Genomic DNA, 24,220 nt, shown 5'->3' with positions numbered 1-24,220 from the left:
CGAGGGTCCCTTTTTTTAACCTCTTTTCAAATTTTGCAGGTGGTGCGATATGGAAGAACCGATTCAAAAGGGACTGGCCGAATTCACGGCCGGCTGCGATTTTGAGAAAATCCCGAAGAAGTTCGTGGATGACGCGAAGCTGCGCGTTCTCGACTGGTTCGGCTGCGCGCTGGCCGGAGCCCATTATCCGCAGATGAAAATCGCCGGGGCCTACCTGAGGCAGGCCGGGGGCCGGCCCGAGGCGACGGCGCTCTCGATCGTCGAGAAGCTGCCGGTGCGCTCCGCGGCTTTTCTGAACGGCATCGCAGGCCACGTCTGCGAGCTCGACGACGGGCACCGCACGGCGATCGGCCACCCGGGCTCCATCACGCTGCCCGTGGCGCTCGCCCTGGCCGAGGCGAACGGAAAAACCGGGCGCGAGTTCCTGCGCTCCGTGATCGTGGGCTACGACATGTTCGCGAGGCTCGGCCGCACGGTGAACCCCACCCACTACCGCACCTGGCACACGACGGGCACCTGCGGCACGATCGCCGCGGCCGCCACCGCGGCGAACCTCCTCGGGCTCACCCCCGAGCAGGCGAACAACGCGATCGGCATCGCCTGCACGATGGCGGGGGGACTCGTCGAGTCCTTCGGCACGCACGCGAAGGCGGTGAACATCGCCGAGGCCTGCCAGTCGGGCGTTGACGCGGCGATGCTCGCGCTGCGCGGCCTCACGGGCTCGCACAGCGCGCTGCTGGGCAAGAAGGGCTTTGTGGCCGCGACCTGCACGGACCCCCACATCGAGAACCTGAAGAACCCCTCCGAGGAGAACCTCGTCTCCGACACGGCCTTCTTCAAGGTCTACGCCTCCTGCGGCCACACGAACTCGCCGCTTGACTGCCTCTACGCGATCATGAAGGAGCATCCGATCGACCGCAGCCAGATCGAAAAGATCTCGGTGAAGACCTACAAGGTCTCGGTCGACGTCGCCGGTGCGATGAAGACCGAGTCCGAGGACGTCGCGAAGTTCTCGATTCCCTACTGCTTCGCCATCTCGCTCAAGTACGGGACGGTGGGCCTGCCGCAGTTCGCCGAGAGCGTCCGGCGCGACCCGGAGATCCTCGATCTCGCGCGCCGCGTCGAGGTGACCGAGGACCCGGAGGCGACGAAGCTCTTCCCGAGGCGCGTGGCCGAGGTGACGATCACCTTCAAGGACGGAAGCACCGTCTCCCACAAGGTCTGGAACTCGAACGACCAGGCCGATCCCTCCGTGATCGTCGCGAAGTTCAAAAACGCCGCCGCGATGCTGGGCGAGAAGGGGTGCGAGGAGGTGATCTCCTTTGTCCGCGGCATCGAGAACCAGCCTGACGTCGGCGTGCTGCTGAAGTACATGCGGCTCGTCTGATCCCGCCGCTCCTCAGGGCCGCGAAGGTCTTGAGGGGGGCTTTTCCACCCGGCAGAAAAAAGCAGCGTTTCCGGCGCTCTTTTTTCCTCCGGGGGATTTTTTGTGCCCCCTTTGTTTTTCAGACCGGGAAGTCCGGATGCCGCTCGTAGAGGGAGAGGAGCGTCCGGAGGAAGCGCGAGACCATCGGGCGGCGGTCGCCGCGGTGCGTGCAGAGTACGCAGGAGATCGTCTCCCCGCACTCAAACGGCACCCAGGCGAACATTCCCGAGTGGTCGTTCAGAAAGCCCGGGGAGAGCACGACCCCGGTGCCCGAGGCGACGTAGGTGAGCGACATGTCGTGGCTCTGGCTCGTGAAGTAGCTGCAGCCCGAGGCCTTCGTCACGCGCTCCTGCACGGCCCGCAGCGGCGCGGGCGAGGGACCGCCCACCATGAGGGTCTGCCCCGCGAGGTCTTCCGCGCGGGCGGTTTTCTTCCGGGCAAGCGCCGAGCCCTTCGGGCAGACGAGGTAGATGCGGCTTTTGAAAAGAGGGGTGAGGGCGAGCTCCGGGATCGCCTTCACGTCGTCCTCGAGCGCGAAGAGGACGTCGCTGCCGCCGCGCAGGAAGATGTCGAGGCCCCGGTCCCAGTTGAAGCCCGGGGTGACGGAAATGCCGGGGTTTGCGGCGCAGAACTCCCGGATCGCCTCCGGGAGGAAGAAAAGGGCCGAGCGGATCGGCATCATCACGCGGATGTCCGCGCTGTAGCGCGAGGCGAAGTTGCGGCACTGCTCGATCGAGCGCGAGAGCTCCCCGGTGACGGCCTGCAGCGTTGCCGCGAACTGCTCGCCCGCCGGGGTGAGGGCGACGCCTTTCGGGGTCCGCAGGAAGATCGGAAAGCCCGCCGCCTCCTCGATCTGCCGGATCTGGTAGGTGAGGGTGGGCTGAGAGACGAAAAGCTCCTTTGCCGCCCGGTTGAAGTTCTTGACGCGGGCGAGTTCGAGGACGAACTCCATCTGCCGCACGGAAATGTTGATCGTCATGGGGACTCCCGGAAGGCTGCCAGAGAGCTTCTATGGTAGCGCGGGCGTCGCGGCGCAAAACCGCGCTGGGAAAGCCCGCCGTCCTTTGGATTCTCCCTCTTCCCTCAGGCGAGGCAGCGCCGGGCCCAGGCTTCGATCAGGGCGCGGCTTTGGTCGACATCGGGCCCGCAGACCGCAAGCCCCTCTCCAAAGGCGGCCCCGCGGCAGGCGCGCTTCGCGTCCCGCTCGGCGCGGCCGAACCCCGAGCCCTCATGCGTCACGAGGACGAAGACCTTTTTCCCGGTGAAGTCGAGCGCCTCAAGCTGCGTGAAGAGCGCCATCGGGAACGTCCCCCACCAGCACGGGCCCGCGACCACGATGCGGTCCCAGCCGGAGAGGTCGGACAGGCTGCGCTTGAGCGCCGGGCGGGCGCCCCGCTCGAGCTCGTCCTTCGCCTGCTCGGTGCAGGCCCGGTAGTCTTCGGGGTAGTCTTCGACGGCCTCGACCCGGAAAAGGTCGGCGCCGGCCGCCTCCCGGATCATGTCCGCGGCCCTTTCCGTGTTGCCGCGGGCGAGACGCACGATGCGGCCCCGGGAGTAGTTTTCGCCGGAGCGCGAGTAATAAATGACAAGAGTCTTTGACATGGCTTGATTTAAAGGGGCCGCCCGGAGAGAAGGGCGGCCCCGGAAGTCTTGAGAAGAAAGACCCGGGACGGCTATGCCGCCGCCCGGAGTCGTCAGTACTGCCCGGTCTTCACGTGGGGGACGTAGGGGGCTTCAAGCGCCTTCACCTCGTCCTCGGAGAGCCGGACGTCGAGCGCCTCGACCGCTTCTTCGACGTGCCGCACGGAGGTCGCGCCCACGATCGGCGCGGTGACCGCGGGCTTGCTCAGCATCCACGCGAGCGCCTCCACCGCCATCGAGCGCCCGTGCGCCTTCGCCACGGCCTCGAGGTTGTCGACGACCTTTTTGTCCTCGGCCTCTGTCGCGCCCCAGACCATCGGGGAGACTTTGTCCACCGCGCTGCGGCGCGTCACCGTCCCCCAGGGGCGGGCGCAGCGTCCGCCCGCGAGCGGGCTCCAGGGCACGACCGCCATCTTCCGGTCCGCGGCGAGCGGCAGGATCTCGCGCTCCTCCTCGCGGTAGATGAGGTTGTACTGGGGCTGTATCGACACGAATTTCGTCCAGCCGTGCGCTTCGGCGATGCCCTGCATGCGCTCGAGCTGCCAGGCGAAGATCGTGGAGGCGCCGATGTAGCGGGCCTTGCCGCTTTTCACCACGTCGTGAAGCGCCTCCATGATCTCCTCCATCGGAGTGCCGGGGTCGAGGCGGTGGATCTGGTAGAGGTCCACGTAGTCGAGCCCGAGCCGCTCGAGGCTGTGGTCGATCTCGGCCAAGATGTTCTTCCTCGAGAGGCCGCCCCCGTTGGGGCGGCCCGGGCGCATTTCGAAGTTCACCTTGGTGGCGACGACGATTTCGTCGCGGTTCAGCCCGAAGTCGCGGATGAAGCGCCCGGTCACCTCCTCGCTTGTGCCCATCTGGTAGACGTTGGCCGTGTCGAAGTAGTTGATGCCGAGGTCGACCGCCTTTTTGAAGATCTCGCGGCCCTCGTCGTAGCTCTTCGCCCAGGGGAAGACCCCGTGCTCTTCGCCCGGAGCGCCAAAGCTCATCATGCCAAGGCAGATGCGGGAGACGTCCATGCCGGTGCTGCCGAATTTAACGTACTGCATTCAATTCATTCCTTGTCTGGTTTTGCGGGAGAAGGAGATGGTATGCGCCGGATTGAAAATAATCCAATTGAAAATAGCTAGATTTAATTTAAATTTTCTATTGAATAGTGCGCGCGGGAACGGCTGAGAACAGGCCGCGGGGAGAGGCCGGCGGGTTCTTCGGCCGGACAGAACAAAGGGGGAAGGAAAAGCGGCGAGTCCCTTTCGGTCAGGCCGCGCCCGAGAGCTTTTCCTCAAGCCAGGCCTTGAGCACCTGGATGTGGTTTTCCTTCCTGCGGGTCGCAAATAGAAGGATCACGTCCTCAGTCTTGAGCTTCTCGCGGCACCATTCTGCAAACTCAGCGGCCTTCGGGTTCGCGCGCAGCTCCTCGAGGTAGCGGGCGCTGAAGTCCCTGAACTCCTCCGGGTGGCTGTGGTACCAGACGCGCAGGGCGCTTGAGGGCGTCGCGTCCTTCGCCCAGAGGTCAAGCGAGGCCGCTTCCTTTTTGACGCCGCGCGGCCAGAGCCGGTCGACGAGGACCCGGGAGCCCGGAAGCCGCTCGGAGTCGTAAATGCGCTGCAAAAGGATCTGATGCGAAGCCATCGCCGCAAGCTCCTTTAGAAAAAAGGGAAAGTGCCTTGGAACTGCTGCTGAATCATAGTCCGAAAGGCAGCGCCGGGGTCCGGCGGCGCGTTGCGCGGAACGGGGGTCTTGCGGATGCTTTGCAGGGGGCGCTCCGAGTGCAGTGCCTTTTAGAAATGTAAAGATTCTGCTGCGAAACTTGGACTTTGGAAGCCCGGGGAAAAGGATTTCTTCTGCCGCAAAATGCTGCCAACACGCGGTAAAGCGTCCAGATTTGCACGCATTCAAACTTAAAAATAAGTTTTTCGGCGGATCTTATGCCGCATTGGCGGTTTAACAAAATTTAAAAAAGCTTTAAACTGGAAAGCCAGTCCGCGGCCTTTTTCTGCAGGGTTTCGCGGAAAGAAAAAAAGCAAACGGATTCATCACACTATTTAAAGGAGAGAGCAGATGACAGGCAAAAGACCAGGTCTTCAGAAACACCGAACTATCCGCGCCCATGGCGCAGCCTTTGCGGGGCTGGCCGCCGCCGTGGCCGCAGCGCTTGCGGCCGCTTCCTGCCCGGCCTTGGCAGCGGGAGACTTCTCCTACGCAGGTACGGTGGCCAAAGGCGATGACATCTACAGCCCGAAGATCCACGGCTACAAGCTGGGAAGCGAAAACGGCAGCTTCTCCTTCAAGGTCGACTGGGACTACCGGGGCACCGGCCTGTACGGCTACGTCGCGGACTTCCAGAAGGACCAGTGCGAGGCAGTCGAGGGGAACACCTATTCGATCAAGAGCCTCGATGTCACTTCGACCGGCAGGATCCACGTCTCGAAGGACTCCGTCTATCAGATCCAGGAGGCCCTCTTTGCCAAGGAAGGCGCGACCTACAACGTGGGCTCCTACACCGCCAGCATCGACATTACGGGCGTTGACGACCGCGCCTCCGGCGGTTCCCCGGTCCAGGTGAATTCCACGGCCCTCAATGCCATGTACAAGGCGGTCGTGAACCTCGGGGACGTCAGTATCACCTCCAGGGTGAGCGTCCAAAACCCCGAGTCGCTCACGGTGGCGAACAATGCGATTTATGCCACCGGCGACGAGGTGCGCGTGAACCTTCTGGGCAACGTCTATGTCAACACCATTCTGAGCGAGGGGCTCTCCGAGGCCTATGAAAGCGGCTACGGTCCCGGCATGAGCAAGAACGACGCCCTGTCGGCCAAAAACGGCGCCACCATCAACGTGAACCAGGCGGGCGGCCACACCGTGCAGCTGCTCGGGAACCTGGATACGAAGAAGGGGACGATGAACGTGAAGCTCGACAACGCCGAGTCCTACTGGCACGGCCACGGCACGAACCTTTCGGACAAGAGCAATCTCACGGTTTCGCTTTCCAACGGCGCCCAGTGGGTGCCTGACCTGCCGATTGAAGTGATGCAGAACCTCGAGGTCAAGGACGGCGGCATCGTCAACCTGCACGGCTTCAACCGCCATACCGGAAAATCCGGGCTCACCCAGCAGCTCTCCCTCTCAAGCCTCACGGGCGAAGGCGGCATCTTCATGATGGACCTCACCTCGGCCAACAAGAGCGGACCGCTCAAGGAGCCGGGCTACGAGGTCTCAGACAGCGACTGGGAGGGAAAGGATTCAAGCCACACGGCGGTGGAAGGCCGCAACGACTTCCTTTACGTGAAGTCCGGCAGCGGCTCCTTCAAGGTCCTTCCGGTGGACCGGCTGAAGCTTGACGGCGTGAGCCGCGAGAGCCCGATCTGGTTCGCCAACACGCCCGCAGGCGTCGCCTTCAGCGCCTACACCGAGAAAACGGAGCTCTCCGACGGCTTCGTCTACGACTACACCCCGGTCGTCGACCAGAACGTCAACAGCACGGACGAAAACAAATACGGCACCAACTGGTACATCGTGGGGCTGCAGAAGGATCCGACCCCCGCGGCTGAGGTCGTGATCGCCGACGCCTCGCTCAACTACGCCGCGGCCACCTCGTTCCTGGAGCTCGACACGCTCAACAAGCGCATGGGCGAGATCCGCCGCTACGGCGCCGACGCTGCGGGCGTCTGGGTGCGCGCCAAGGCCGGCCGCATGACTTCGAACGCGAACGGCAGCTTCCGCGACAACTACCAGTTCTACCAGCTGGGCGCGGACTACGCCTTCCGCCCGAAGAACGGCAGGGGAACCTTCATCCTGGGCGGGGCCGTGCACACGACCGACAACGACCCGAAGTTCACGAACGGCTCGGGCGACCTCGACTCCGTGGGCGCTTCGCTCTACCTCTCCTGGAGCAACGACGCGGGCTGCTACGCCGACGTCATCGGAAAATACACGCACCTCAAGGACGACTACACGATCACGAGCGGCGGCCAGAAAGCCAAAGCCTCCTACAGCAACGACGCCTGGTCGTTCGCGATTGAAGGCGGCAGGAGGTTTGAGCTCCCCCACAGTCTGATGATCGAGCCCCAGGCTCAGCTGGTCTACACCTATCTCGACAGCGCGAGCTACGGGTTGAGCAACGGCATCCGGGTCCATCAGGACTCCACCGACAGCGTGATCGGAAGGCTCGGGGTGCGCTTCGGCCGCGACTTCCGGTTCTCCGAGTCGCTCGCGCCCTCGAAGGTCTACCTCAAGTTCGACCTCTACCATGAGTTCTCGGGCGACCGCAGCGTGGTGCTCACGGGCCGCGACGCGGTGTACCGCCGCGAGGCTGACGGCGGCGACACCTGGGTGAGCTACGGCATCGGCGCGGACTTCACCCTGCGCCGGAACGTCTTCCTCTACGCCGATCTCGAAAAGAGCTCGGCGGGCGACATCAAGACCAAGTGGCAGGCGAACGCGGGCCTGCGCTGCGCCTTCTGATCCGCCTAAGGGCTGAGGCCCCAGGGTCTCCCGCCTTAAAAGCTTCAGGGCCTGGGTTTCTTCCAGAAAAAAAGAAGCCCCGGCCCTTTTTCTGCGCTTGCCAAAGCATGGAGGGCGTTTCCTGACAAAGGAACCGGGGAAGGAAAAAAGCAGGGGCCTCGGGCGGGCGCAGCTCAAGGCCGGGCCGCAGCGCCAGGGGCCCGCGGGCCCGGAAGCGGAAAGCCTCCGGCCCTTGCCTGCGGCGCGCAAAAAAAGAAACCGGCCCGGATTCGATCGGAATTCGGGCCGGCTTTCCGCCGTGCTCCTCCCGGAGCTTTTGTTAGGCTTCGGGAATGAAGCGGCTTTACTTAAGGGTGGCGAGGATCTCTTCCTCGACCTTCACCTCGTGCTCGTGGATCTCGTCGTAGCGGCTCTTGCCGTAGGAGTCCATGGTGACCAGGAACGGGCCGAAGTGCTTCGCCTGCAGAGGCCACATGGCCTCGGGCATGCCGTGCTCGAACCAGTGCGGGGCCTTGGAGCCGACGATGCCGGCGGCGAGCACCACGGCGCACCCCGGGCAGGCCTGGACGTAGACCTGCTTGTACTTCTGCAGCGCGGCGCGCGTGCCGGGGCCCATGCCGCCCTTGCCGATCAGGATCTTCACGCCCTGGGCGCCCACGAAGTCGGCGTGGGGCTCCATGCGGATCGAGGTCGTGGGTCCGATCACGGAGAGGTGCCAGTTGCCCTGGGCGTCCTTCTTCATGACGGGGCCGGCGTGGAAGATCGCGCCGCCGCGCAGGTCCTCGGGGAAGGGCTTGCCCTGCTCGGCGAGCTCGCGCAGCTTCAGGTGCGCGATGTCGCGGGCCGTGCAGACCTGGCCGTTGAGGTAAATGATGTCGCCGACATGGAGCTTTTCGATTGTGGCGTCGTCGACCGGAAGCGTCAGTTCATAAGTAGCCATCTCTTATTCTCCAGCCTGGAACAGTTCTTCAGTGTGGCCGTCCGGATAGAAGCGGATGCCGAAGCGGCGGGCGACCCAGCAGTGGAAGTTGATGACCACCGGGCAGATCGCGGTGTGGGTGCAGGCCCAGCCGATCTTCACGGCCAGGGCCGTGGTGTCGCCGCCGATGCCCGCCGGGCCGTTGCCCAGCTTGTTGATGTCGGCGAGCAGCTCCTGCTCGAGCTCGTCAAAGAGCGGATCGGGGTTGTGGTCGAGCCAGTTGCGGGTGGAGATCGCCTCGCGCGAGAGCTTGGCCGCGACGTCCATCTGGCCGCCCAGGCCGATGCCCAGCGAGAAGGGCGGGCAGGGATAGCCGCGCGCGCCCATGAAGCCGTTGTTGCCGACCACGGTGTCGAGCACGAGCTTCTTGAGGCCCGAGTAGTTCTTGCCGAGGGTGGCCGGGGTGAGGATCTTCGCGACGTTCGGCAGCTCCGCGCCGCAGCCCTTCGCGCTCACCACGATCTCGCAGTAGGGGAGGTCCTTCTCATAGCGCAGCTCGTAGTTCGGCACGCCCTTGCCCGAGGAGTCGCCCGGGTTGAAGCGGGTGAGCGGGTGCACGATCGAGGGGCGGATGTAGCCCTGCTTGGTCGCTTCGATCACGGCCTTCGTGATGTTGCCCATCAGGTTGGTCAGGTTCGGCTGCACGGCCTCGCCCCAGCGGATCCACACCGAGGGGAATCCCGGCGACTGGCACACCGGCTTGTCCTTCTGGCCGGCGAGCTCGACGTTCTTCAGCATGGTCTCGAGGAAGGTCTTAGCCTCGGCGTTGGTTTCCTTCGCCGCGCTTTTCTTCATCAGGCTCAGGCAGTCGGGCGAGACGGTCGTGCACATTTTGTGCAGGAGGTCGAAAACCTGGGAGTAGGGTAATTCAAGGACACTCATGTCGTCCTCACTAGTTTTTAGGGTTGTTCTGGATTCGGCGGGAGCGAGGCCTCAAAAAAAGCCCTCCGCTCCCGCTGACACCGGTTCATTCTACGTAGATGGGTCCGCCGAAAGTAGAGGCCTAAAACCCTTGAGCGCCTTTCATTTCAAAAACCTTCATTTTCAGTTTCTGAAACTGCCGCAGGGTCCCATGCGCTGGCGGTCATCCGCGCGTTTCCAACGGTATACCAGTATACTACAAAGGGACGAGGCCATCGCCTACAGGCGTAATAAACTAATCAGATTATCTGGTCCGCGGACATTTCGCATTCAATCTCAAAAAAGGAAGGACATGCAGACGAAAGCCCAGGTGCATCTCGATCGTGATTCCACGCCGCTGTTTCGCCAGACGGCGGAGATACTGCGCGAGCGCATCCTCTCCGGGGAGTACGCACCGGAGTCCATCCTGCCCTCCGAGCGCGAGCTCTCCGAGTCGCTCGGCGTGAGCCGCGTGCCGGTGCGCGAGGCGATCAAGGCGCTCGAGTACGTGGGCATCGTGAAGCAGGAGAGGGGCCGGGGCGTGGTCGTGCAGAGGGCCGACCCCGGGGCCGTCTTCTCGAAGATCGGCCCCTTCCTCGCGCCGCTTTCCGTCGAGTCGATCCTCGACCTCTTCGACCTGCGGATTCAGCTTGAAAGCTATTCCGCAAGACTTGCCGCGCGCCGCGCGACCGAAGCGGACGTGAGGGAGCTGCGGGGGTATGTGGCGGCCTCGAACTCCCCGGACTCCGATGTTGATGCGCGCGAGAGCGCCTGGGCGCAGTTCCACCGCAAGGTGATCGCGATCGGCGGCAACCGCATGATCCAGATCGTGAACAGCTTCTTCGCCGAGGTCCAGCGCTACTCCTTCCATCTCACGCTCTCCACCGAGGCGCGCCGCCGCGAGTCGGTCGCCTTCCACGGCCGCATCTGCGAGGCGATCGCCGTCCACGACGAGGAGCTTGCCGCGCGGCTCATGCGCGAGCATCTCGAGGGGGCGAAGGCCGAGCTCATCCGCGAGCAGAAGGCCCGCGGCTGGAAGTACAGCCGCGGAAGCCTAAAATAACGCGCTGAACACGAAAGAGGCGTTCGGGGTACCGGAAGGCTGCGCAGGCCTTCGGTTGAGAAAGACCCGCGAACCTGATGCGGCCAATACCGCCGAAGGAAAACGCCCCGGACGCGCAGGGCATCGGCCCTGCGCCCTGCATCTGCAGGGTTTTCCGCCGGGATTTCCTTCGAAAAGCAGACACGCATGAAAAGGAGATCCCCATGACTGACAAGATCGAAATCCATCCCGAAGGACGCGCGGAGCCCCGCCCCGACGAGACGCTGCTTCAGGGGCTGGGGCCCCTGCCGGGCAGCCGCCGCGTCTACGTCCGCGGCTCCCGCCCCGACATCCTCGTGCCCATGAGGGCGGTCGACCAGGATCAGACGCAGCTGCCCGACGGGCGCGTCGAAGTGAACCCCCCGGTGTTCCTCTACGACACGTCGGGCGACTTCGGGGATCCGGAGAAGAAGGTGGACATCGCGCGGGGGCTTCCGGCGCTGCGCGAGCCCTGGATTGAAGAGCGCGGGGACACGGAGACGACCGCGGCTCCTGCCAGCCGCTTCGGGCGCGAGTGCGAGGCGGACAGCGAAGCAGCCCCCCTGCGCTTTAACCGCACGAGGCCCATCCGCCAGGCCCGCGGGGGCCGCAGCGTCACGCAGCTGCACTACGCGAAGGCGGGCATCGTGACTCCGGAAATGGAGTTCGCCGCGGTCCGCGAGAACATGAACCGCCGGGCCTACGAGGAAAGCCTCCAAAAGCTGCCGCCCGAAGAGCGCCGGCTTCTTCTCGCGCAGCACCCGGGCCGCCCCTTCGAGGCGGAGATCCCGCCCGAGGTGACGGGAGAATTCGTTCGGCGCGAGATTGCGGCCGGGCGCGCGGTGCTGCCCGCCAACATCAACCACCCGGAGTCCGAGCCGATGCTGATCGGCCGCAGCTTCCTCACGAAGATCAACGCGAACATCGGCACTTCCGCGGTCTCCTCCGGCATCGCGGGCGAGGTCTCCAAGATGCTTTGGTCGGTCCGCTGGGGAGCCGACACGGTGATGGACCTCTCCACCGGGCGCCACATTCACGAGACGCGCGAGTGGATTCTCCGCAACAGTCCCGTGCCGATCGGGACGGTGCCGCTCTACCAGGCGCTTGAAAAGGTGAAGGGCGTCGCTTCCGACCTCTCCTGGGAGGTGTACCGCGACACCCTCATCGAGCAGGCCGAGCAGGGCGTGGACTATTTCACGATCCATGCGGGCCTGAGGCTTGAGCACATCCCGCTCACCCTCCCGAGGCTCACCGGCATCGTCTCGCGCGGGGGCTCCATCATGGCGGGCTGGTGCATCGCGCACCGCGAGGAGAACTTCCTCTACAGCCACTTCGAGGAGATCTGCGAGATCCTGCGCCGCTACGACATCGCGGTGAGCCTGGGCGACGGGCTGCGCCCGGGCTCCATCTACGACGCGTGCGACGCCGCGCAGAAGGCGGAGCTGCGGACGCTTGGCGAACTCGCGCGGGTGGCGCGCTCCCGCGACGTCCAGGTGTTGATCGAGGGTCCGGGCCACATCCCGATGCAGCGCGTGATGGAAAACGTCGAGGACGAGCTCGCCGCCTGCGACGAGGCTCCCTTCTACACGCTCGGGCCTCTCACGATGGACTGCGCGCCGGGCTACGACCACATCACGAGCGCAATCGGGGCGGCGATGATCGGCTGGCGGGGCACGGCGATGCTCTGCTACGTCACCCCCAAGGAGCACCTGGGGCTGCCTGACCGCGAGGACGTCCGCGAGGGGATCGTGGCCTACAAGATCGCGGCCCACGCGGCCGACCTCGCCAAGGGGCTGCCCGGGGCGCAGATCCGCGACAACGCGATGAGCAAGGCGCGGTTCGAATTCCGGTGGCTCGACCAGTTCCACCTGGGGTTCGACCCCGAGAAGGCGCTTGCCATGCACGACGAGACGCTGCCGAAGGAGAGCATGAAAAAGGCGCACTTCTGCTCCATGTGCGGCCCGAAGTTCTGCTCGATGCGGATCAGCGAAGAGGTGAGGCAGTGGGCCCTGAAGGAGGGGCTGGCGGGACGGGCCCCCTCCGGGCGCTGAAAAAAAAGCCCGGCCGCTTCCAGGGCTTCGCGCTTTAAGACTGCGCGGGGAGCGGGCCGTCCGGCCGCAGAGCCGGCCGTCCGCTGCCGGTCTTCCCGCGCAGGCCCTGGGCTGCCGCTGCGCGCAAAGCCCGCCCGGGCGGGGCAAAGCCCTGGGCGAGGAGGCTCTCCGGCCCGCTTCAAAGACAAGAACGAAGGCACCGAAAAGCAGAAGGAGTACGGGGCCAGGCCCTAAAGCGCCGTTTCCCCGCCGCAAGAGCGGCAGAAGGCAGAAAAAAGACAGGGAAGTTTGGAAGGAGATTTCTTTGGGTGCGCCGGAGGCCAGGCGTTATGATGGCTGAAGTCTGCTTATAAATTTCCCGATACGACAAAAAGAAGGGGAGGATCCTATGGGCGCAACCGGCATTCGGATCAGCGCGCGCGACAACGTGGCGACGCTGCTTTCTGACGGCAGGAAGGGAGAGGGGCTTGTAGTGCGGGGGGCTGCCCCGGTCCGGCTTCTCGAAGACGTGCCTTTCGGCCACAAGGCCTCGCTCGTCCGGATCTCAAAGGGCGGGCCCGTGCTGAAGTACGGCGAGGAGATCGGGCGCGCCGCCGCGGACATCGAGCCCGGCGCCTGGGTCCACGTGCAGAACCTGGAAAGCGAGCGCGGCCGCGGCGACCTGGCCGCGGCATCCGGCGAGAAGCGTCCGGGCGAATCTCTGCCTGAGACCTTCTATCCCGGCCGGGCCGCCCTGGAGCCCCCTCTTTTTGACGCCCGGGGGCTCACTTTCCAGGGCTATCCGAGGCCTGACGGGACGGCGGGCACCCGGAACTTCGTGGGAGTGCTGGCCGCCGTGGCCTGCGTAAACGACGTCGTGCTTCGCGCCGCCTCGCCCCACGCCGCCCTGTTCACGCACCAGCAGGGCTGCTCGCAGACTGCGCCCGACGTGCGGCAGGTCGAGCGCGTGCTCGTGAACCTTGGCAGGAGCCCCAACCTCGGGGCCGTCGTGCTCGTGAGCCTCGGCTGCGAGAGCGTCCGCTCGGAGTGGGTCGCGGAGGAGATCCGCCGCAGCGGCCGCCCGGTCGAGCTTGTCGTGCTGCAGAAGGAAGGGGGGCTCGAAGCTTCGGTAGAAAAGATCCGCGGGGCGGTCGGGCGGCTCTGGGAGAAAATCGAGGCGAAGCCCGTTCCGGTTCCGATCGCCAAGCTTCGCGTGGGGCTTAAGTGCGGCTCCTCGGACACGACCCAGGGGCTTTCGGCCAATCCGGCGATCGGACGCGTGGTGGACACGCTTGTTCACGCCGGCGCGCGGGTCGTGATCGGGGAGACCACGGAATTCATGGGGGCGGAGCACATCGCAGCCCGCCGGGCTGCGAACCCCCAGGTGGCCCGCTCCATTTTCGAAGCGGTCGCCGCCATGGAGGCGAGGGCGCGCGCGATGGGGGTCGACATGCGCGGCGGTCAGCCCACCCGCGGCAACATCGCGGGCGGCCTCACCACGATCGAGGAGAAGTCCCTGGGGGCCCTTGCGAAGGCGGGCAGCGCGGTCTTTCAGGCCGTCGTCCCCTACGGGGCGGTCTCCGAGGCCCCGGGGCTCACGATGATGGACGCGCCGGGGCGCGAGCCCGAGATGCTCACGGGTCTTGCGGCGGCCGGCTGCAGCGCGATCCTCTTTGCGACCGGCCGCGGGGCGCCGCAGGGCTTTCCCTTCGTTCCGGTCGTCAAGGTGACGGGCAACGCCCGGACCTGGAGCCTGATGCGCGGGCACATGGACTGCTCGGTCGCGGGCGTGATCGACGGGACCGAGCCGCTCGAAGAGGCCGCGCGGCGCGTGTTTGACGCGCTGATGCGGGCCTGCGGGGGCGAGCCGACGGCAGCCGAGCGCTGCGGCTACGTGAACTCGATGAACATCTGGACCACGGGTCCGACGATTTAACCAGGCGGCGCAAAAATGAGAAATCGAATCTACCTCGCCGTCGCGCTCCTCACCTTCAGCTTTTCCATCATCCGCATGGGCTCGAGCCTGGACGCCCTCGCACACGGCTACGGAAGCCTTGCCGTGGGCGTCCTGATCAGCCTGCTCGCCGTCTTCCCGGCGCTGCTGTCGCTCTCCTGGGGGCGCTGGATCGACCGGGAGGGCGAGCGAAAGCCCGTGCTCGTGGCCGGCATTTTCACGCTGCTGGGGCTTGCCATCCCCGCGGCGCTCCCGACCGGAAGCTTCGGCCTCGTGCCGCTCGGGCTGGGCTGCTGCTTTGCAGGCGTCGGGCTCATGTCGGCGTCGCTCTCCTCGCAGAGGATGATCGGCGCTCTCTCTTCCCCTGAGACGCGGCTTGCCAATTTCGCCTGGCTTGCGACCGCCACCGCCGCCGCGGGCTTTGCCGGCCCGATCGCCGCGGGCTTTGTGATCGACCGCGCGGGCCATCAGGCGGCCTTTGCGCTGGGCGCTGCCGTGGCGCTCCTCGGGCTTGCCGCCGCGATCGACCTCTCGCGCCGCCTTCCCCGCGCTCCCGGGCGCAAGGCGGGCAAAAAGAAGACCGGGGCGTTCGACCTCTTTCGCCATCCGCCCGTGCGAAACGTTCTCATCATTTCCGCGATGGTGACGATCGCCTGGGACCTGCAGACCTTCGTCTTTCCGGTCTACGGGAACGCCGTCGGGCTCACCGCGACCGAAATCGGCTGGCTCGTGGGCACGTTCTACGCCGCGACCTTCTTCGTGCGCCTCGTGATGCCGTTTGTCTCCGGGCGCGTGAGCGAGTGGCAGTTCATGGTCTTCGTGATGCTGATGGGGGCGGCCGCCTACTTCCTGTTCCCCTTCTTCACCTCGATGCCGCCGCTGCTGGCCTGCGCCTTCGTGCTGGGCACCGGGCTCGGGGCGAGCCAGCCCAACGTGATGAGCCTGCTGCAGACGCAGAGTCCCGCGGGGCGCACCGGCGAGGCGATCGGGCTGCGCTCGATGCTCACCCAGGCCGGGCACGCCGCGCTGCCGCTCGCCTTCGGGGCCCTCGCCTCCGTGGCCGGCGTTTTCTGGATTTTCATGGCGATGGCGGGCTCGCTGGGCGCGGCCGCGCTCTTTGCGCAGACGATAGGCCGCTCGCAGGCCCTGGAGGAGCCCAAGCCCCTTGCGAAGAAATAAGCGGGCATGAAAAAGCCCCGGGGTTTAGGGATAGCAGACCAAAATGGCGCTTTCAGCCCGGGGCTTTTATTGCCGGAAGAGCGGCCCGCGATGCTTTCACCATCCGCGCCTTTTCTCCGGCCACGAGAAAAGTATCGCATGGGGGACTGTTTTCCGCCATATAGAAAATCTCTATTGTTTCCGCCGGGTTGCCTGTGACATAATTAAAAACTGTGCGCCGCCGGGGCAAGGGCCGTTTCCTTTCCCGGCGGCCTTCTCTTTCCGGCCTTTGCGCGCTCCGGTCAGTCCGGATCCCTCGCCTTGAAGTCCAGCGAGAACCAGTTGAACTCCGCCTCCTTCGGGCCCGCGGGCTTCACCCCGAAGCGCCTCGGATCCCCGCCTTCCTTTTCCGCGAGCCAGGCCTTGCGGCATTTGAGCATGTAGTCCGCGTCGAACAGCCATTCGCCGCGCCGGTTGATGCCGACCGGCCGGCAGAAGGCGTACCGGTGCAGCTTCTCGATGTCGGACCGGGGCAGGTCGAGCAGGTTTTCGAGCCCGCTCGAGGGCACGAGGTCTCCCTTCCAGAGCAGCACCTTGAGCGCCTCGACCGGGTAGAAGCGCCGCTCGATCCAGGAGCCGTTGTAGTCCAGGTATTTTTCATAGCGCACGGGCACGGGCGCGTTTTCATCCTCGAGCCGGTCGGGCAGCGACTGCAGGTCCACCCCTTCGTAGTCCGCGTAATACTCCATGAGTTCGTCTAGCGTTGCAATGTCCCAGTTGTAGGGAAGTGCCATGTCTTCTTTCTCCCAATATTGAAACGAGGGCGTCCGGGCGGCGCAGGGCGCGGACGGTGCAAAACAGCGGTATCTTCTCGTGAGCGCGGCGGGATCCTGCCGGCGGAAGCCGGGGCCGCATTGTCCCTTTCCTCTTCACCGCGCCTGCAGCGGTGCTCCGGGTCTTCCGGTGAATCTTACTTGTTGGCTGGCGGCCTGATTTTCAGCCTAAGTATGCACGAACGGAGGACTTTTCACAAGGCGTGAAGCGCGTCCTCCGCCCGGGGCGCTTCTAGGTTCCTTGGTTTTTCGGTTTGCTTTATCTTTAGAATGAGGATAGCCTCCTACAGGATTGGCACAGTTTCTCTCCGGGAGTTTTTCATGCCCTCCTTGCGCTTCATCACCGGTTTTTTCGAGCGGTACACCTACCACAGACTGCTCAACTACAGATTGTCCGCGCAGTTTGTAAAGGATGAGCTCAGGCGAAGCGGCGAGGAGAAAGTCCTGGAGGAGCCCGAGCTGCGGGCCGCGCACGTGCTGCTGAGGGCCGCGGTGCGCCTCACCCGCGGGATCGAGCGCTCCTACAGCCTGCAGCCGCGGGCCGAGAGCCTCCTGATTCAGGAGACCGCGGCGCTTGCCGGCGCTTTCATCCCGGTCTCCGGCGTGGGCGGTGTGCCTCTTAAGGCGGCGCTTTCTGCGACGATCTGCGCGGAAAACTGGGCTTCCTCCGATCTCTCAGGCGAAGAGAAGGCAAGTCCCAGGGCGACGTCCGAGTACCGGCAGCTGCTGCTCGCGGGGCAGGAGAAGAAAGCCTTTGCGCGCTTTGTTTCCCGCGCGAAAACGGCCTTCGCCGGAACAAGCCTCACGGAGGGAGAGCGCGAAAGCCTGATCGACGCCGCCCTTTGCGACGCGAAGGCACTCGAGCGGATCGCGCGCTGCGCGGCCGCGGCGCTCGAAAAGAAAAAGCCCTGAGCTTGAGGGGAAAGCCTCCCCTGTCAATTACTGGACGGAACCGGACTCCTTCAAAAGCTTCAACTCCCTGGCGGGGACAAGCCCGCCGCGCCGAATGCCGCAGCGGGCAAGCATCTTTTTCTCCCGATCGGCATCCTCATCAAAATGATAGGCAGCGGCCAGGCCAAGCCGCACTTCCGGAGATGCTGCAAATAGAAACCGGGCCTGGGCTTTTAGCCAGGCTTGTCATGCCCTTCGCGTCAGAGCGCGGGCCTCTTTCGGAAAGCCGGAGAGACAGCGGCGCCCACATCCCGCCGGCTGGCTTTCCAACGGGCATCGGCGCATGCCGGGGCTTCGTCCCGGAGCCGGGCAGGGGCGGGGCGCTCCTTGCAGCATTGCCGGAAAAGAGCCGGAAGGGCGGATTCCGGCCGAGGACTTTTCTTTTGTCTGCAGGTTCCCGGGGTTGGACAGGGCGCGGCCCCATGCTTTTCGTGGATCGGAAGGAGCGGCTTTAAGGCTTCGCCGCGGCCTTCTGGCGGCGCGAACTCGTCGTTTAAGAAAGATGGGGCGTATGCTACATAGATCGGGCAACGGCTGCGGCCGCCCGGGTGCCAGATGGCATCAGGGAGGCTGCGCAAACAGGGAGAGAAGCAACTTGAACGCTGTGGACTTTGATGTGCCCTTATTCCTCCGCCCGGACCGCACGTCCGGATGGGAGAAGGGCGGCGGAACGGCGGAGCATTACTGGGTCGACGGAGTGCTGGTGGGCTCCGTGGCTCAGGACAAGTCCTCCGGCAGCTGGGGGGTGAGGATGTCCACGCCCGGAGCGGAGAATGACGAAGACGCTCTCTTGAGATTTAAAACGCGGAAGGAAGCGAAGCAATGCGTGATGGCGATTTTTATGGCGTGGGTTTCGATGAGCGGCACCGGGGCGAACAATCTGCCTCTCAATGTGGTTCTGACGGCGAAAATCGATTTGAGAAAGCTCGGCTTGCTGAGCAGCTAGACCGCATCGAGTCCAAGCTGACCGAGATCCTCTGCCGCGTGAACCGCATTGAGACGAGGCAGTGCAAGCTCATGGAGCTTCAGGGCCTGGACCCCATGCACCTCGCTTCGAGCTACGGCAGAAGGCGCAGCAGCGACATCATAGAGGGCTGAGAGCGGCAATGGGACTGCCGCCGCCTTCGGAGGCTCCGGCTGCCGGGCAGCCCCGGGGCAGGCCAGGACCGCTGAAAGCGGTGAACGAAAAGGAAAAGGGAGGCCGCGGTCCCGAGGACACGAAGCGCCGCGTCGGTCGAGTCAGGCGGCGGAAAGGAGCGGATCAATGAAAATCGGATTCAGAAAGCCCTCGCTCAAGGCGAGCATCAGCGCGCGGACGACGGGGAGGCTCAAAAGGTCAGTCAAGCGGGCCCTGATTCCCGGGTACGGGCGGCGCGGCATGGGCCTCCTGCACCCGAAGAAAGCCCTCTACAACCGGGCCTACAGCCGCACGACCTTCGGGCTGCTCGACCTCCTCAAGGCGCTCTTCAAGTAAAGCCCGGGCGCCTGAGGAGGAAAAGCACGCGCGGGCAGCGGAGCCTGCCCGCGCTTTTGGGGGGCGGCGCCTTAGAGCGAAGCGAGGAAGTTGCGGATCATCGCGATCCTCTGCTCGATCGTGTTCACGAGCATGTATTCGTTCTTCGAGTGCGCGCCGCCGCCCGCGGGGCCGCAGCCGTCCACGGCGGGAATGCCGGCACGGGCCATGTAGCTTGCGTCCGAGCCGCCGCCCGCGTCGGCCCACAGCGGCTCAAACCCCGCCTTGCGGGCCGCCTCGGTGATCTTTTCGACGAGCGGGCGGCTCAGATCCGAGTAGGGCATCGCGGGCCTGCCGTGGTCGGTTCGGAGGGTGACGCCGATCCCGTCGCCCCAGCTCTTCGCGGCGAGCGCGCGCATCGCGCGGTCGAGCGCCGCGCCCTGCTCGTCGGTCTTAAAGCGGGTGTCGAAATAGACCTCCGCCGTGTCCGAGATCGAGTTCTGGATCGTGCCGCCCTTCACGAGCGTCGCGCTCACCGACACCCCGGCGGGCAGGTCGTTTAACTTCACCGCCTCGAGCGTGAAGCGCATCATGGCGAGGTTCGCGTCGCGCCCCTGCTCGGGGTTGTTGCCCGCGTGCGCGGCCCGGCCCGTGAAGCTCACGATGTAGCCTTCGATGCCTTTTCTCGAGCGGATGAGCGCGTTGTTCGGACGCCCCGGCTCGCCCACGAGCGCGCAGGAGGATTTCTTCGCGAGCCCGGAGAGCCATTCGTGGGAGTTCTTCGAGCCCGTCTCCTCGTCCGGGTTGCAGGCGACCGCGATGGAAAGCCGGTCCAGCGTCTCCCGCGGCAGGGTCTTCAGCGCATAGTAAAAGGCCATGACGCCGCCCTTGCAGTCCATGCAGCCCGGACCCGTGATCCGGTCGCCTTCGAGCCTGAAGGGGCGCTCGGCCGCGGTCCCGTCCGGGAAGACCGTGTCGAGGTGGGCGTTGAGAAGGACGTCGTAGTGCGCGGCCCCGGGCTTGTTCACGGCGAGCATCCCGCGCCCGACCTCTTCGCCCAGGTCGACGAGCTCGGCCTTGAAGCCGATCGACTCGTAGTGGCGCTGCATGATGCCGGCGGCGCGGGTGACGCCCGCGGCGTTTCCGGTGCCGCTGTCAAAATTCACGATTTCCTTCAGGTCTCGGATGTAGTCTTCGAGCAGTGACATGGTGCCTCCTCCTCAAAAAAAAGGATTTGAATGACTGAGGAGCATACACGCCCGCGGAATTTCCGGGGAAGAAGCGCCGGCCCGTGCTCAGCCCGGCTAGAAAGAATCCTTATTCGCTGAAGAGCGCGCATTTTTCCCTGACGGGTCATGCCGGCTCATGGCATATTAGAGGTATCGAAAATACATCTTTAAGTGCCTCCATCAGAAATGAAAGCCAACATCAGAACCAACGGGATGCCCCGCGTCGTCATCGCGGGCGCGGGCCTTGGCGGCCTGAGGCTCGCCATGGAGCTGCGCGGCCGCGGCTTCCAGGTCGTGGCGGTCGACCGGAACAATTACAGCCAGTTTTCGCCTCTGATCTACCAGGTGGCTTCGGCAGGGCTTGAGCCGAGCAGCATCTCCTTTCCGCTGCGCCGCCTCTTCCAGGGCTGCCGTGACTGCCTCTTCCGGATGGCGGAGGTCCGCGGGGTCGACCCCGGCGCCAAAGTGCTCCTCACCTCGGTGGGCCCCATCGGCTACGACTATCTGGTGCTCGCGATGGGCGGCGAGACGAATTTCTTCGGCCAGGCCGGCATCGAGCGGGAGGCCCTGCCGATGAAGACCGTCGAGGACGCGATGGTGCTGAGAAACCGCATCCTTCTCGCCCTCGAGCGCGCGCAGACCGAGGAGGACCCGCAGAAGCGGGAGCGGTACCTGAACTTCGTCATCGTGGGCGGCGGCCCCTCGGGGGTGGAGATCGCCGGGGCGCTCGCCGAAATGAAGAAGGACGTCGTGCCGAGGGACTATCCGGATCTCGCGGGCCGCATGCACATTCACCTTCTCAATTCCGGCCCGAGGCTGCTCAAGTCGATGGATCCCGCCTCGTCGGCCAGGGCCGAGAAGGACCTCCTTAAGATGGGCGTGCACGTGCACAACGGCTGGCGGGTGACGGACTGCAGGAACGGCGTGGTGAGCGCGGGCGGAGGGACCCTGGAATCGGCCACCGTGATCTGGGTGAGCGGGATCCGGGCGGTTCCGGTCGAGGGGCTGCCTCCCGGGGCGCTCGGCCGCGGCGGGCGCATCCTCACCGACCGCTGCTGCCGGGTGCGGGGGCTGGAGGACGTCTTTGCGATCGGCGACCAGAGCCTGGTCCTGGGCGACCCCGAATGGAAGGACGGACACCCGCAGCTCGCGCAGGCGGCCCTGCAGCAGGCCTCGCTTCTTGCGCGCAACCTCGAGCGGAAGGAAAAGGGCGGGGCGATGCAGCCCTTCGTCTACCGGAACCTCGGCACGATGGCCACGATCGGGCGGAAGCGCGCCGTGGCCGAAATCGGGCGGATGAAGTTCGGGGGGCTGCCGGCCTGGACGTTGTGGCTTGTCGTGCACCTGCGCCCGATTCTCGGCGTGAAGAACAAGTTCTTCGTGCTCCTGAACTGGATCTGGAACTACTTCACCTACGCGCAGAGCCTGAGGCTGATCCTGCGGCCGAGGCCAAGGCCCCTCGAGGAGCCGCAGGAAGGGAAGCCGCGGGGCGGGGAAGCCGCCCCGGGCGGCCAGGCGTGAAAAAGAGAGGGGGAGCGGGAAGGCCAGGCGGCGGACGGGAGCGGCCCCGCTCCCGCCCGCTGAAAGACTCGGCCTATTAGAAGAGGAGGATGGTGAGGGCGAGCGCGACCGCGAGCCCCGCGAGGCACGGCAGCCAGGTGCGGCGCACGACGGTGAGGGGAGAGACCCCGGCGAAGCCCGCCACGATGATGATGACGCCGGCCACGGGCGAGAGCGGGCGGAGGAACTCGCTTGAGAGCTGCATCATCATCGCGAGCACCGCGGGGTCGCCTCCGAGGCTTCCGGCCACCTGCGGGGCGATCGGCACGAGTCCGGTGAAGGAGGCGACGCCCGAGCCCGTGAGCACGGTGACGATGCCGATCACGGCCGAGACGACAAGGCCCGTTCCGGTCATGCCGAAGCCCGCGCCCCGGGCCGCGTCAATGAGCAGCGACACGAGCCCCGCGTTCTTCAGCCCCGCGGCAAAGAGCGCAGCCACGAAGATGAGGCCCACGACGCTCTGCATCATGTGGCCCATGCCCTTGAACATCGCGAAGCCGTCCTTGAAGCACTCGACGAGATTGCGGCGGCAGGCGAGGTCGACCAGGATCGCGAACACCCAGCCCATGAACATTGCGGTCGCGACATCGAGGACGACCGTCTTGTAGACCATCTTGTTGAAGATGAAGAGCATCACGATCGGCGCGATCGGCAGCAGCGCGTAAAACCAGGGCTTGCCGGCCGCGCGGTCCGCCTTTTCAGCGACCGTCTTCGGGTCGATTTTGACGAGCAGCCCCCGGGCGGCGTCCCTGCGGTCGTACCAGGACTGCACGAGCACGTGGCAGACCGCGGTGGCGAGGATCGCGGGCACTGCGACGGGCAGCTGGTAGTGGATCAGGTACGTCATGGGGTCCACGCCGGCCGTGGTGGCCGAGAGCACCGCGATAGCCGAGGACGGGGCGTAGCTGATCACAAGCACCGAGCCGATCACAGCGGCCGCGGCCACTCCGGAGACGCCGATGCCGATCAGCAGCGGATAGACCGAGACGGCAAGCAGCATCGCCATGCCGGCCGCGGAGGTGACGACGAGCCCGAGGAGGTTCCCCATCACGAAGACCGCGCCCAGGATCAGAAAGGGGTTCGCGTGAAGCTTCTGCAGCGGCTTCATGCACACGCTCACGAGCTTGTCGGTCGCCCCGATCTGGTCCATGTAGGCCGCGAAGCCGCCGGCCACGAGGATGATGAAGCCCGTGGTGGCCGCCTGGTTGCGCGAGAGCGCCGAAAGCAGCGCGAAGAGGTCGAACCCGATGAAGCCCGTGGAGCGGGCCCCCTTGGGCATCAGGTTGTCCACGCCGCCCAGGATGGCGAGCAGGTTGAGGGCGAGTCCCGCAAAGAGCAGCAGGATGTTCACCTGGAGTTTTTTTACGATCCCGACGCCTGTGAGCACCACCACAAGCAGCGCGAGGTAGGGCATGAGTTCGTTCATTGAGTCTCTCCTTTGTTTGGACCGCGGGGGCGGCATGCGGCCCCCTCCGGCGATGGCACGGAAGCAATGATCGCGGCGGGCGGTTTTTCAAACAATGGCAAAAGACTTAAGAATGATTTGTGCTTTCTGCTAAAAGAAGGGGGCTCAGAGCAGGCCGCAGACCCGCAGCGCCTCGTCGCGCAGGCGCAGCGTCTCGGTGATTTTCCGGCGGAACTCGCCGATGAAGGTCTTCACGCGCCTGAAGCGCAGGATTTCGGGCCGGGTGTAGATGTAGAGGTCGAGCGGCTCGCCCCTCCAGTCCTTGAGGACCGGGACGAGGGAGCCCTTCATGATTTCCCGGTAGCAGTGGATGTCGGCCATGTCGGGCTGGATGCCCGCGCCGATCAGGACGGCCGCCTTCGCGGTCATGACGGAGTTGAAGGAAAGCTCGCGATCGAAGCGCAGCGGCACCGTGCGGCCGCCCTGCCGCAGCTCGCGCAACGTCCCGCGCAGCGGGCTGTTGAACCGCACGCCGATGTGGCGGATGAGGTCTTCGGGAGTTTTCGGGACGCCGTAGCGCGCGAGATAGACCGGGGAGGCGCAGGCGATGGTGCGGCCCGTGCCGTAGTGGATCTGCACGAAGTTCGGGTGCGCGGGGTCGGGGCCGAAGGAAATGACGACGTCAAGCGGCCCCGAAGGCGAGGCGAAGCTCACGGGCAGGCCCTGGCTGTACTCGCTTGCCTCGAGATGGATCTCCGGGTAGCGCCGGGCGAAGTCGACGAGAAAGGGCATCGCGAAGTCCTGCAGAACCGCCTGCGGAATCCCCACCCGGACCGTGCCGCTCATCTGCTCGGTGTCGGTCTGCAGGCCCCGCATCAGCTCGTCGTGCAGCGTGAGCATCTGCTCGGCGGTCTGCAGGGCGAGGCGCCCGCTTTCGGTGAGCGCGAGCGAGTGGCTGCTGCGGTCGAAAAGCGGCGCGCCGCCCACCGCCTTTTCCAGCGAGGAGAGCACGCGGCTGATCGCGGGCGGGTCCATGCCGAGCGCGGACGAGGCCGCGGTGATCCCGCCTGAGCGGGCCACGGCCGCGAAGACGCGCCAGCTTTCGAGGTTCATGTCTCTGCGCATAGCGGGGGAGGCTCCTTACCGATGTCCGGGGTTG

At 65.3% G+C, this 24,220-nt stretch carries 20 protein-coding genes and 1 riboswitch; of the genes, 10 read left to right on the top strand and 10 right to left on the bottom strand.

The features are described from left to right. The first annotated feature begins 49 nt into the window (after positions 1–49). A complete protein-coding gene (locus MUN46_RS08515; RefSeq protein WP_243376424.1) occupies positions 50–1,387 on the top strand; it encodes an MmgE/PrpD family protein in 1,338 nt (445 codons plus the stop codon). Positions 1,388–1,505: 118 nt separating this feature from the next. On the opposite strand, the gene MUN46_RS08510 is transcribed toward MUN46_RS08515, so the two are convergent. From MUN46_RS08510 to MUN46_RS08495, 4 genes are all read right to left on the bottom strand, one after another. Continuing rightward, positions 1,506–2,405 (bottom strand): LysR family transcriptional regulator, encoded by a 900-nt coding sequence (locus MUN46_RS08510; RefSeq protein WP_243376423.1) that lies wholly within the window; start codon positions 2,403–2,405, stop codon positions 1,506–1,508. Between the two features lie 104 nt (positions 2,406–2,509). Further along, on the bottom strand, positions 2,510–3,028 hold the full coding sequence (locus MUN46_RS08505) for a flavodoxin (protein WP_243376422.1): 519 nt from the start codon (positions 3,026–3,028) through the stop codon (positions 2,510–2,512). A gap of 92 nt (positions 3,029–3,120) precedes the next feature. Beyond that, complete coding sequence (locus MUN46_RS08500) at positions 3,121–4,113, bottom strand: aldo/keto reductase (protein ID WP_243376421.1); 993 nt, start codon at positions 4,111–4,113, stop codon at positions 3,121–3,123. Positions 4,114–4,321: 208 nt separating this feature from the next. Next, on the bottom strand, positions 4,322–4,696 hold the full coding sequence (locus MUN46_RS08495; RefSeq protein WP_243376420.1) for a DUF488 domain-containing protein: 375 nt from the start codon (positions 4,694–4,696) through the stop codon (positions 4,322–4,324). A gap of 429 nt (positions 4,697–5,125) precedes the next feature. Here MUN46_RS08495 and MUN46_RS08490 point away from each other — a divergent pair, with 429 nt between their 5' ends. Further along, positions 5,126–7,528 (top strand): autotransporter outer membrane beta-barrel domain-containing protein, encoded by a 2,403-nt coding sequence (locus MUN46_RS08490; RefSeq protein WP_243376419.1) that lies wholly within the window; start codon positions 5,126–5,128, stop codon positions 7,526–7,528. Positions 7,529–7,871: 343 nt separating this feature from the next. Here the strand turns inward: MUN46_RS08490 and MUN46_RS08485 are convergent, their stop codons facing one another. Both MUN46_RS08485 and MUN46_RS08480 read right to left on the bottom strand, forming a co-directional pair. Next, positions 7,872–8,468: a FumA C-terminus/TtdB family hydratase beta subunit gene (locus tag MUN46_RS08485; RefSeq protein WP_243376418.1), complete on the bottom strand. Its 597-nt coding sequence runs from the start codon at positions 8,466–8,468 to the stop codon at positions 7,872–7,874. A gap of 3 nt (positions 8,469–8,471) precedes the next feature. Then, positions 8,472–9,389, bottom strand: coding sequence for a fumarate hydratase (locus MUN46_RS08480; protein WP_243376417.1), 918 nt, complete (start codon positions 9,387–9,389; stop codon positions 8,472–8,474). A 331-nt stretch (positions 9,390–9,720) separates the two neighbouring features. Between MUN46_RS08480 and MUN46_RS08475 the strand changes: the two genes are divergently transcribed. From MUN46_RS08475 to MUN46_RS08460, 4 genes are all read left to right on the top strand, one after another. Further along, positions 9,721–10,470 (top strand): FadR/GntR family transcriptional regulator, encoded by a 750-nt coding sequence (locus MUN46_RS08475; protein WP_243376416.1) that lies wholly within the window; start codon positions 9,721–9,723, stop codon positions 10,468–10,470. Between the two features lie 14 nt (positions 10,471–10,484). Further along, positions 10,485–10,588, top strand: a riboswitch (TPP riboswitch). Positions 10,589–10,673: 85 nt separating this feature from the next. After that, a complete protein-coding gene (thiC, locus tag MUN46_RS08470) occupies positions 10,674–12,539 on the top strand; it encodes a phosphomethylpyrimidine synthase ThiC (RefSeq protein WP_281069856.1) in 1,866 nt (621 codons plus the stop codon). A 388-nt stretch (positions 12,540–12,927) separates the two neighbouring features. Next, entirely contained in the window at positions 12,928–14,454 is a 1,527-nt protein-coding gene (locus tag MUN46_RS08465; protein WP_243376415.1) for a UxaA family hydrolase, read from the top strand. Positions 14,455–14,469: 15 nt separating this feature from the next. After that, positions 14,470–15,651 carry an MFS transporter gene (locus MUN46_RS08460; protein ID WP_243376414.1) on the top strand — a complete coding sequence of 394 codons (1,182 nt, stop codon included), beginning with the start codon at positions 14,470–14,472 and terminating at the stop codon, positions 15,649–15,651. A 281-nt stretch (positions 15,652–15,932) separates the two neighbouring features. Here MUN46_RS08460 and MUN46_RS08455 read toward each other — a convergent pair whose 3' ends face one another. Then, the gene (locus MUN46_RS08455) at positions 15,933–16,424 is read right to left on the bottom strand and encodes a hypothetical protein (RefSeq protein ID WP_243376413.1); all 492 of its coding nucleotides are present in this window, start codon (positions 16,422–16,424) and stop codon (positions 15,933–15,935) included. 360 nt (positions 16,425–16,784) lie between these two features. Here MUN46_RS08455 and MUN46_RS08450 point away from each other — a divergent pair, with 360 nt between their 5' ends. From MUN46_RS08450 to MUN46_RS08440, 3 genes are all read left to right on the top strand, one after another. Further along, a complete protein-coding gene (locus MUN46_RS08450) occupies positions 16,785–17,375 on the top strand; it encodes a hypothetical protein (protein WP_243376412.1) in 591 nt (196 codons plus the stop codon). A gap of 634 nt (positions 17,376–18,009) precedes the next feature. Continuing rightward, entirely contained in the window at positions 18,010–18,360 is a 351-nt protein-coding gene (locus MUN46_RS08445) for a hypothetical protein (RefSeq protein WP_243376411.1), read from the top strand. 318 nt (positions 18,361–18,678) lie between these two features. Next, positions 18,679–18,888 carry a hypothetical protein gene (locus tag MUN46_RS08440; RefSeq protein WP_243376410.1) on the top strand — a complete coding sequence of 70 codons (210 nt, stop codon included), beginning with the start codon at positions 18,679–18,681 and terminating at the stop codon, positions 18,886–18,888. Between the two features lie 71 nt (positions 18,889–18,959). Here the strand turns inward: MUN46_RS08440 and MUN46_RS08435 are convergent, their stop codons facing one another. Continuing rightward, the gene (locus MUN46_RS08435; protein ID WP_243376409.1) at positions 18,960–20,075 is read right to left on the bottom strand and encodes a M20 family metallopeptidase; all 1,116 of its coding nucleotides are present in this window, start codon (positions 20,073–20,075) and stop codon (positions 18,960–18,962) included. A gap of 207 nt (positions 20,076–20,282) precedes the next feature. Between MUN46_RS08435 and MUN46_RS08430 the strand changes: the two genes are divergently transcribed. After that, positions 20,283–21,617, top strand: coding sequence for an NAD(P)/FAD-dependent oxidoreductase (locus MUN46_RS08430; protein WP_243376408.1), 1,335 nt, complete (start codon positions 20,283–20,285; stop codon positions 21,615–21,617). Positions 21,618–21,693: 76 nt separating this feature from the next. Here the strand turns inward: MUN46_RS08430 and dcuC are convergent, their stop codons facing one another. Then, entirely contained in the window at positions 21,694–23,082 is a 1,389-nt protein-coding gene (gene dcuC, locus MUN46_RS08425) for a C4-dicarboxylate transporter DcuC (RefSeq protein WP_243376407.1), read from the bottom strand. Positions 23,083–23,226: 144 nt separating this feature from the next. Beyond that, positions 23,227–24,186 (bottom strand): LysR family transcriptional regulator, encoded by a 960-nt coding sequence (locus MUN46_RS08420; protein ID WP_243376406.1) that lies wholly within the window; start codon positions 24,184–24,186, stop codon positions 23,227–23,229. Between the last annotated feature and the right edge of the window lie 34 nt (positions 24,187–24,220).

Origin of the sequence: Mesosutterella faecium (genome assembly GCF_022809315.2) — a bacterium.
Classification (GTDB): domain Bacteria; phylum Pseudomonadota; class Gammaproteobacteria; order Burkholderiales; family Burkholderiaceae_F; genus Mesosutterella; species Mesosutterella faecium.
The sequence above is the reverse complement of the archived record's forward strand: the minus strand, read 5'-3'. Positions and strand labels throughout refer to the sequence as shown.

Excerpts from the sequence above, each read along its gene's own strand:
- MUN46_RS08460 (WP_243376414.1), top strand. The coding sequence starts at position 14,470 with ATGAGAAATCGAATCTACCTCGCCGTCGCGCTCCTCACCTTCAGCTTT.
- MUN46_RS08450 (WP_243376412.1), top strand. The coding sequence starts at position 16,785 with ATGCCCTCCTTGCGCTTCATCACCGGTTTTTTCGAGCGGTACACCTAC.
- MUN46_RS08475 (WP_243376416.1), top strand. The coding sequence starts at position 9,721 with ATGCAGACGAAAGCCCAGGTGCATCTCGATCGTGATTCCACGCCGCTG.
- MUN46_RS08465 (WP_243376415.1), top strand. The coding sequence starts at position 12,928 with ATGGGCGCAACCGGCATTCGGATCAGCGCGCGCGACAACGTGGCGACG.
- MUN46_RS08515 (WP_243376424.1), top strand. The coding sequence starts at position 50 with ATGGAAGAACCGATTCAAAAGGGACTGGCCGAATTCACGGCCGGCTGC.
- MUN46_RS08435 (WP_243376409.1), bottom strand. The coding sequence starts at position 20,075 with ATGTCACTGCTCGAAGACTACATCCGAGACCTGAAGGAAATCGTGAAT.
- MUN46_RS08495 (WP_243376420.1), bottom strand. The coding sequence starts at position 4,696 with ATGGCTTCGCATCAGATCCTTTTGCAGCGCATTTACGACTCCGAGCGG.
- thiC (WP_281069856.1), top strand. The coding sequence starts at position 10,674 with ATGACTGACAAGATCGAAATCCATCCCGAAGGACGCGCGGAGCCCCGC.
- MUN46_RS08430 (WP_243376408.1), top strand. The coding sequence starts at position 20,283 with ATGAAAGCCAACATCAGAACCAACGGGATGCCCCGCGTCGTCATCGCG.
- MUN46_RS08485 (WP_243376418.1), bottom strand. The coding sequence starts at position 8,468 with ATGGCTACTTATGAACTGACGCTTCCGGTCGACGACGCCACAATCGAA.
- dcuC (WP_243376407.1), bottom strand. The coding sequence starts at position 23,082 with ATGAACGAACTCATGCCCTACCTCGCGCTGCTTGTGGTGGTGCTCACA.
- MUN46_RS08455 (WP_243376413.1), bottom strand. The coding sequence starts at position 16,424 with ATGGCACTTCCCTACAACTGGGACATTGCAACGCTAGACGAACTCATG.
- MUN46_RS08420 (WP_243376406.1), bottom strand. The coding sequence starts at position 24,186 with ATGCGCAGAGACATGAACCTCGAAAGCTGGCGCGTCTTCGCGGCCGTG.
- MUN46_RS08490 (WP_243376419.1), top strand. The coding sequence starts at position 5,126 with ATGACAGGCAAAAGACCAGGTCTTCAGAAACACCGAACTATCCGCGCC.
- MUN46_RS08480 (WP_243376417.1), bottom strand. The coding sequence starts at position 9,389 with ATGAGTGTCCTTGAATTACCCTACTCCCAGGTTTTCGACCTCCTGCAC.
- MUN46_RS08510 (WP_243376423.1), bottom strand. The coding sequence starts at position 2,405 with ATGACGATCAACATTTCCGTGCGGCAGATGGAGTTCGTCCTCGAACTC.
- MUN46_RS08500 (WP_243376421.1), bottom strand. The coding sequence starts at position 4,113 with ATGCAGTACGTTAAATTCGGCAGCACCGGCATGGACGTCTCCCGCATC.
- MUN46_RS08505 (WP_243376422.1), bottom strand. The coding sequence starts at position 3,028 with ATGTCAAAGACTCTTGTCATTTATTACTCGCGCTCCGGCGAAAACTAC.
- MUN46_RS08440 (WP_243376410.1), top strand. The coding sequence starts at position 18,679 with ATGAAAATCGGATTCAGAAAGCCCTCGCTCAAGGCGAGCATCAGCGCG.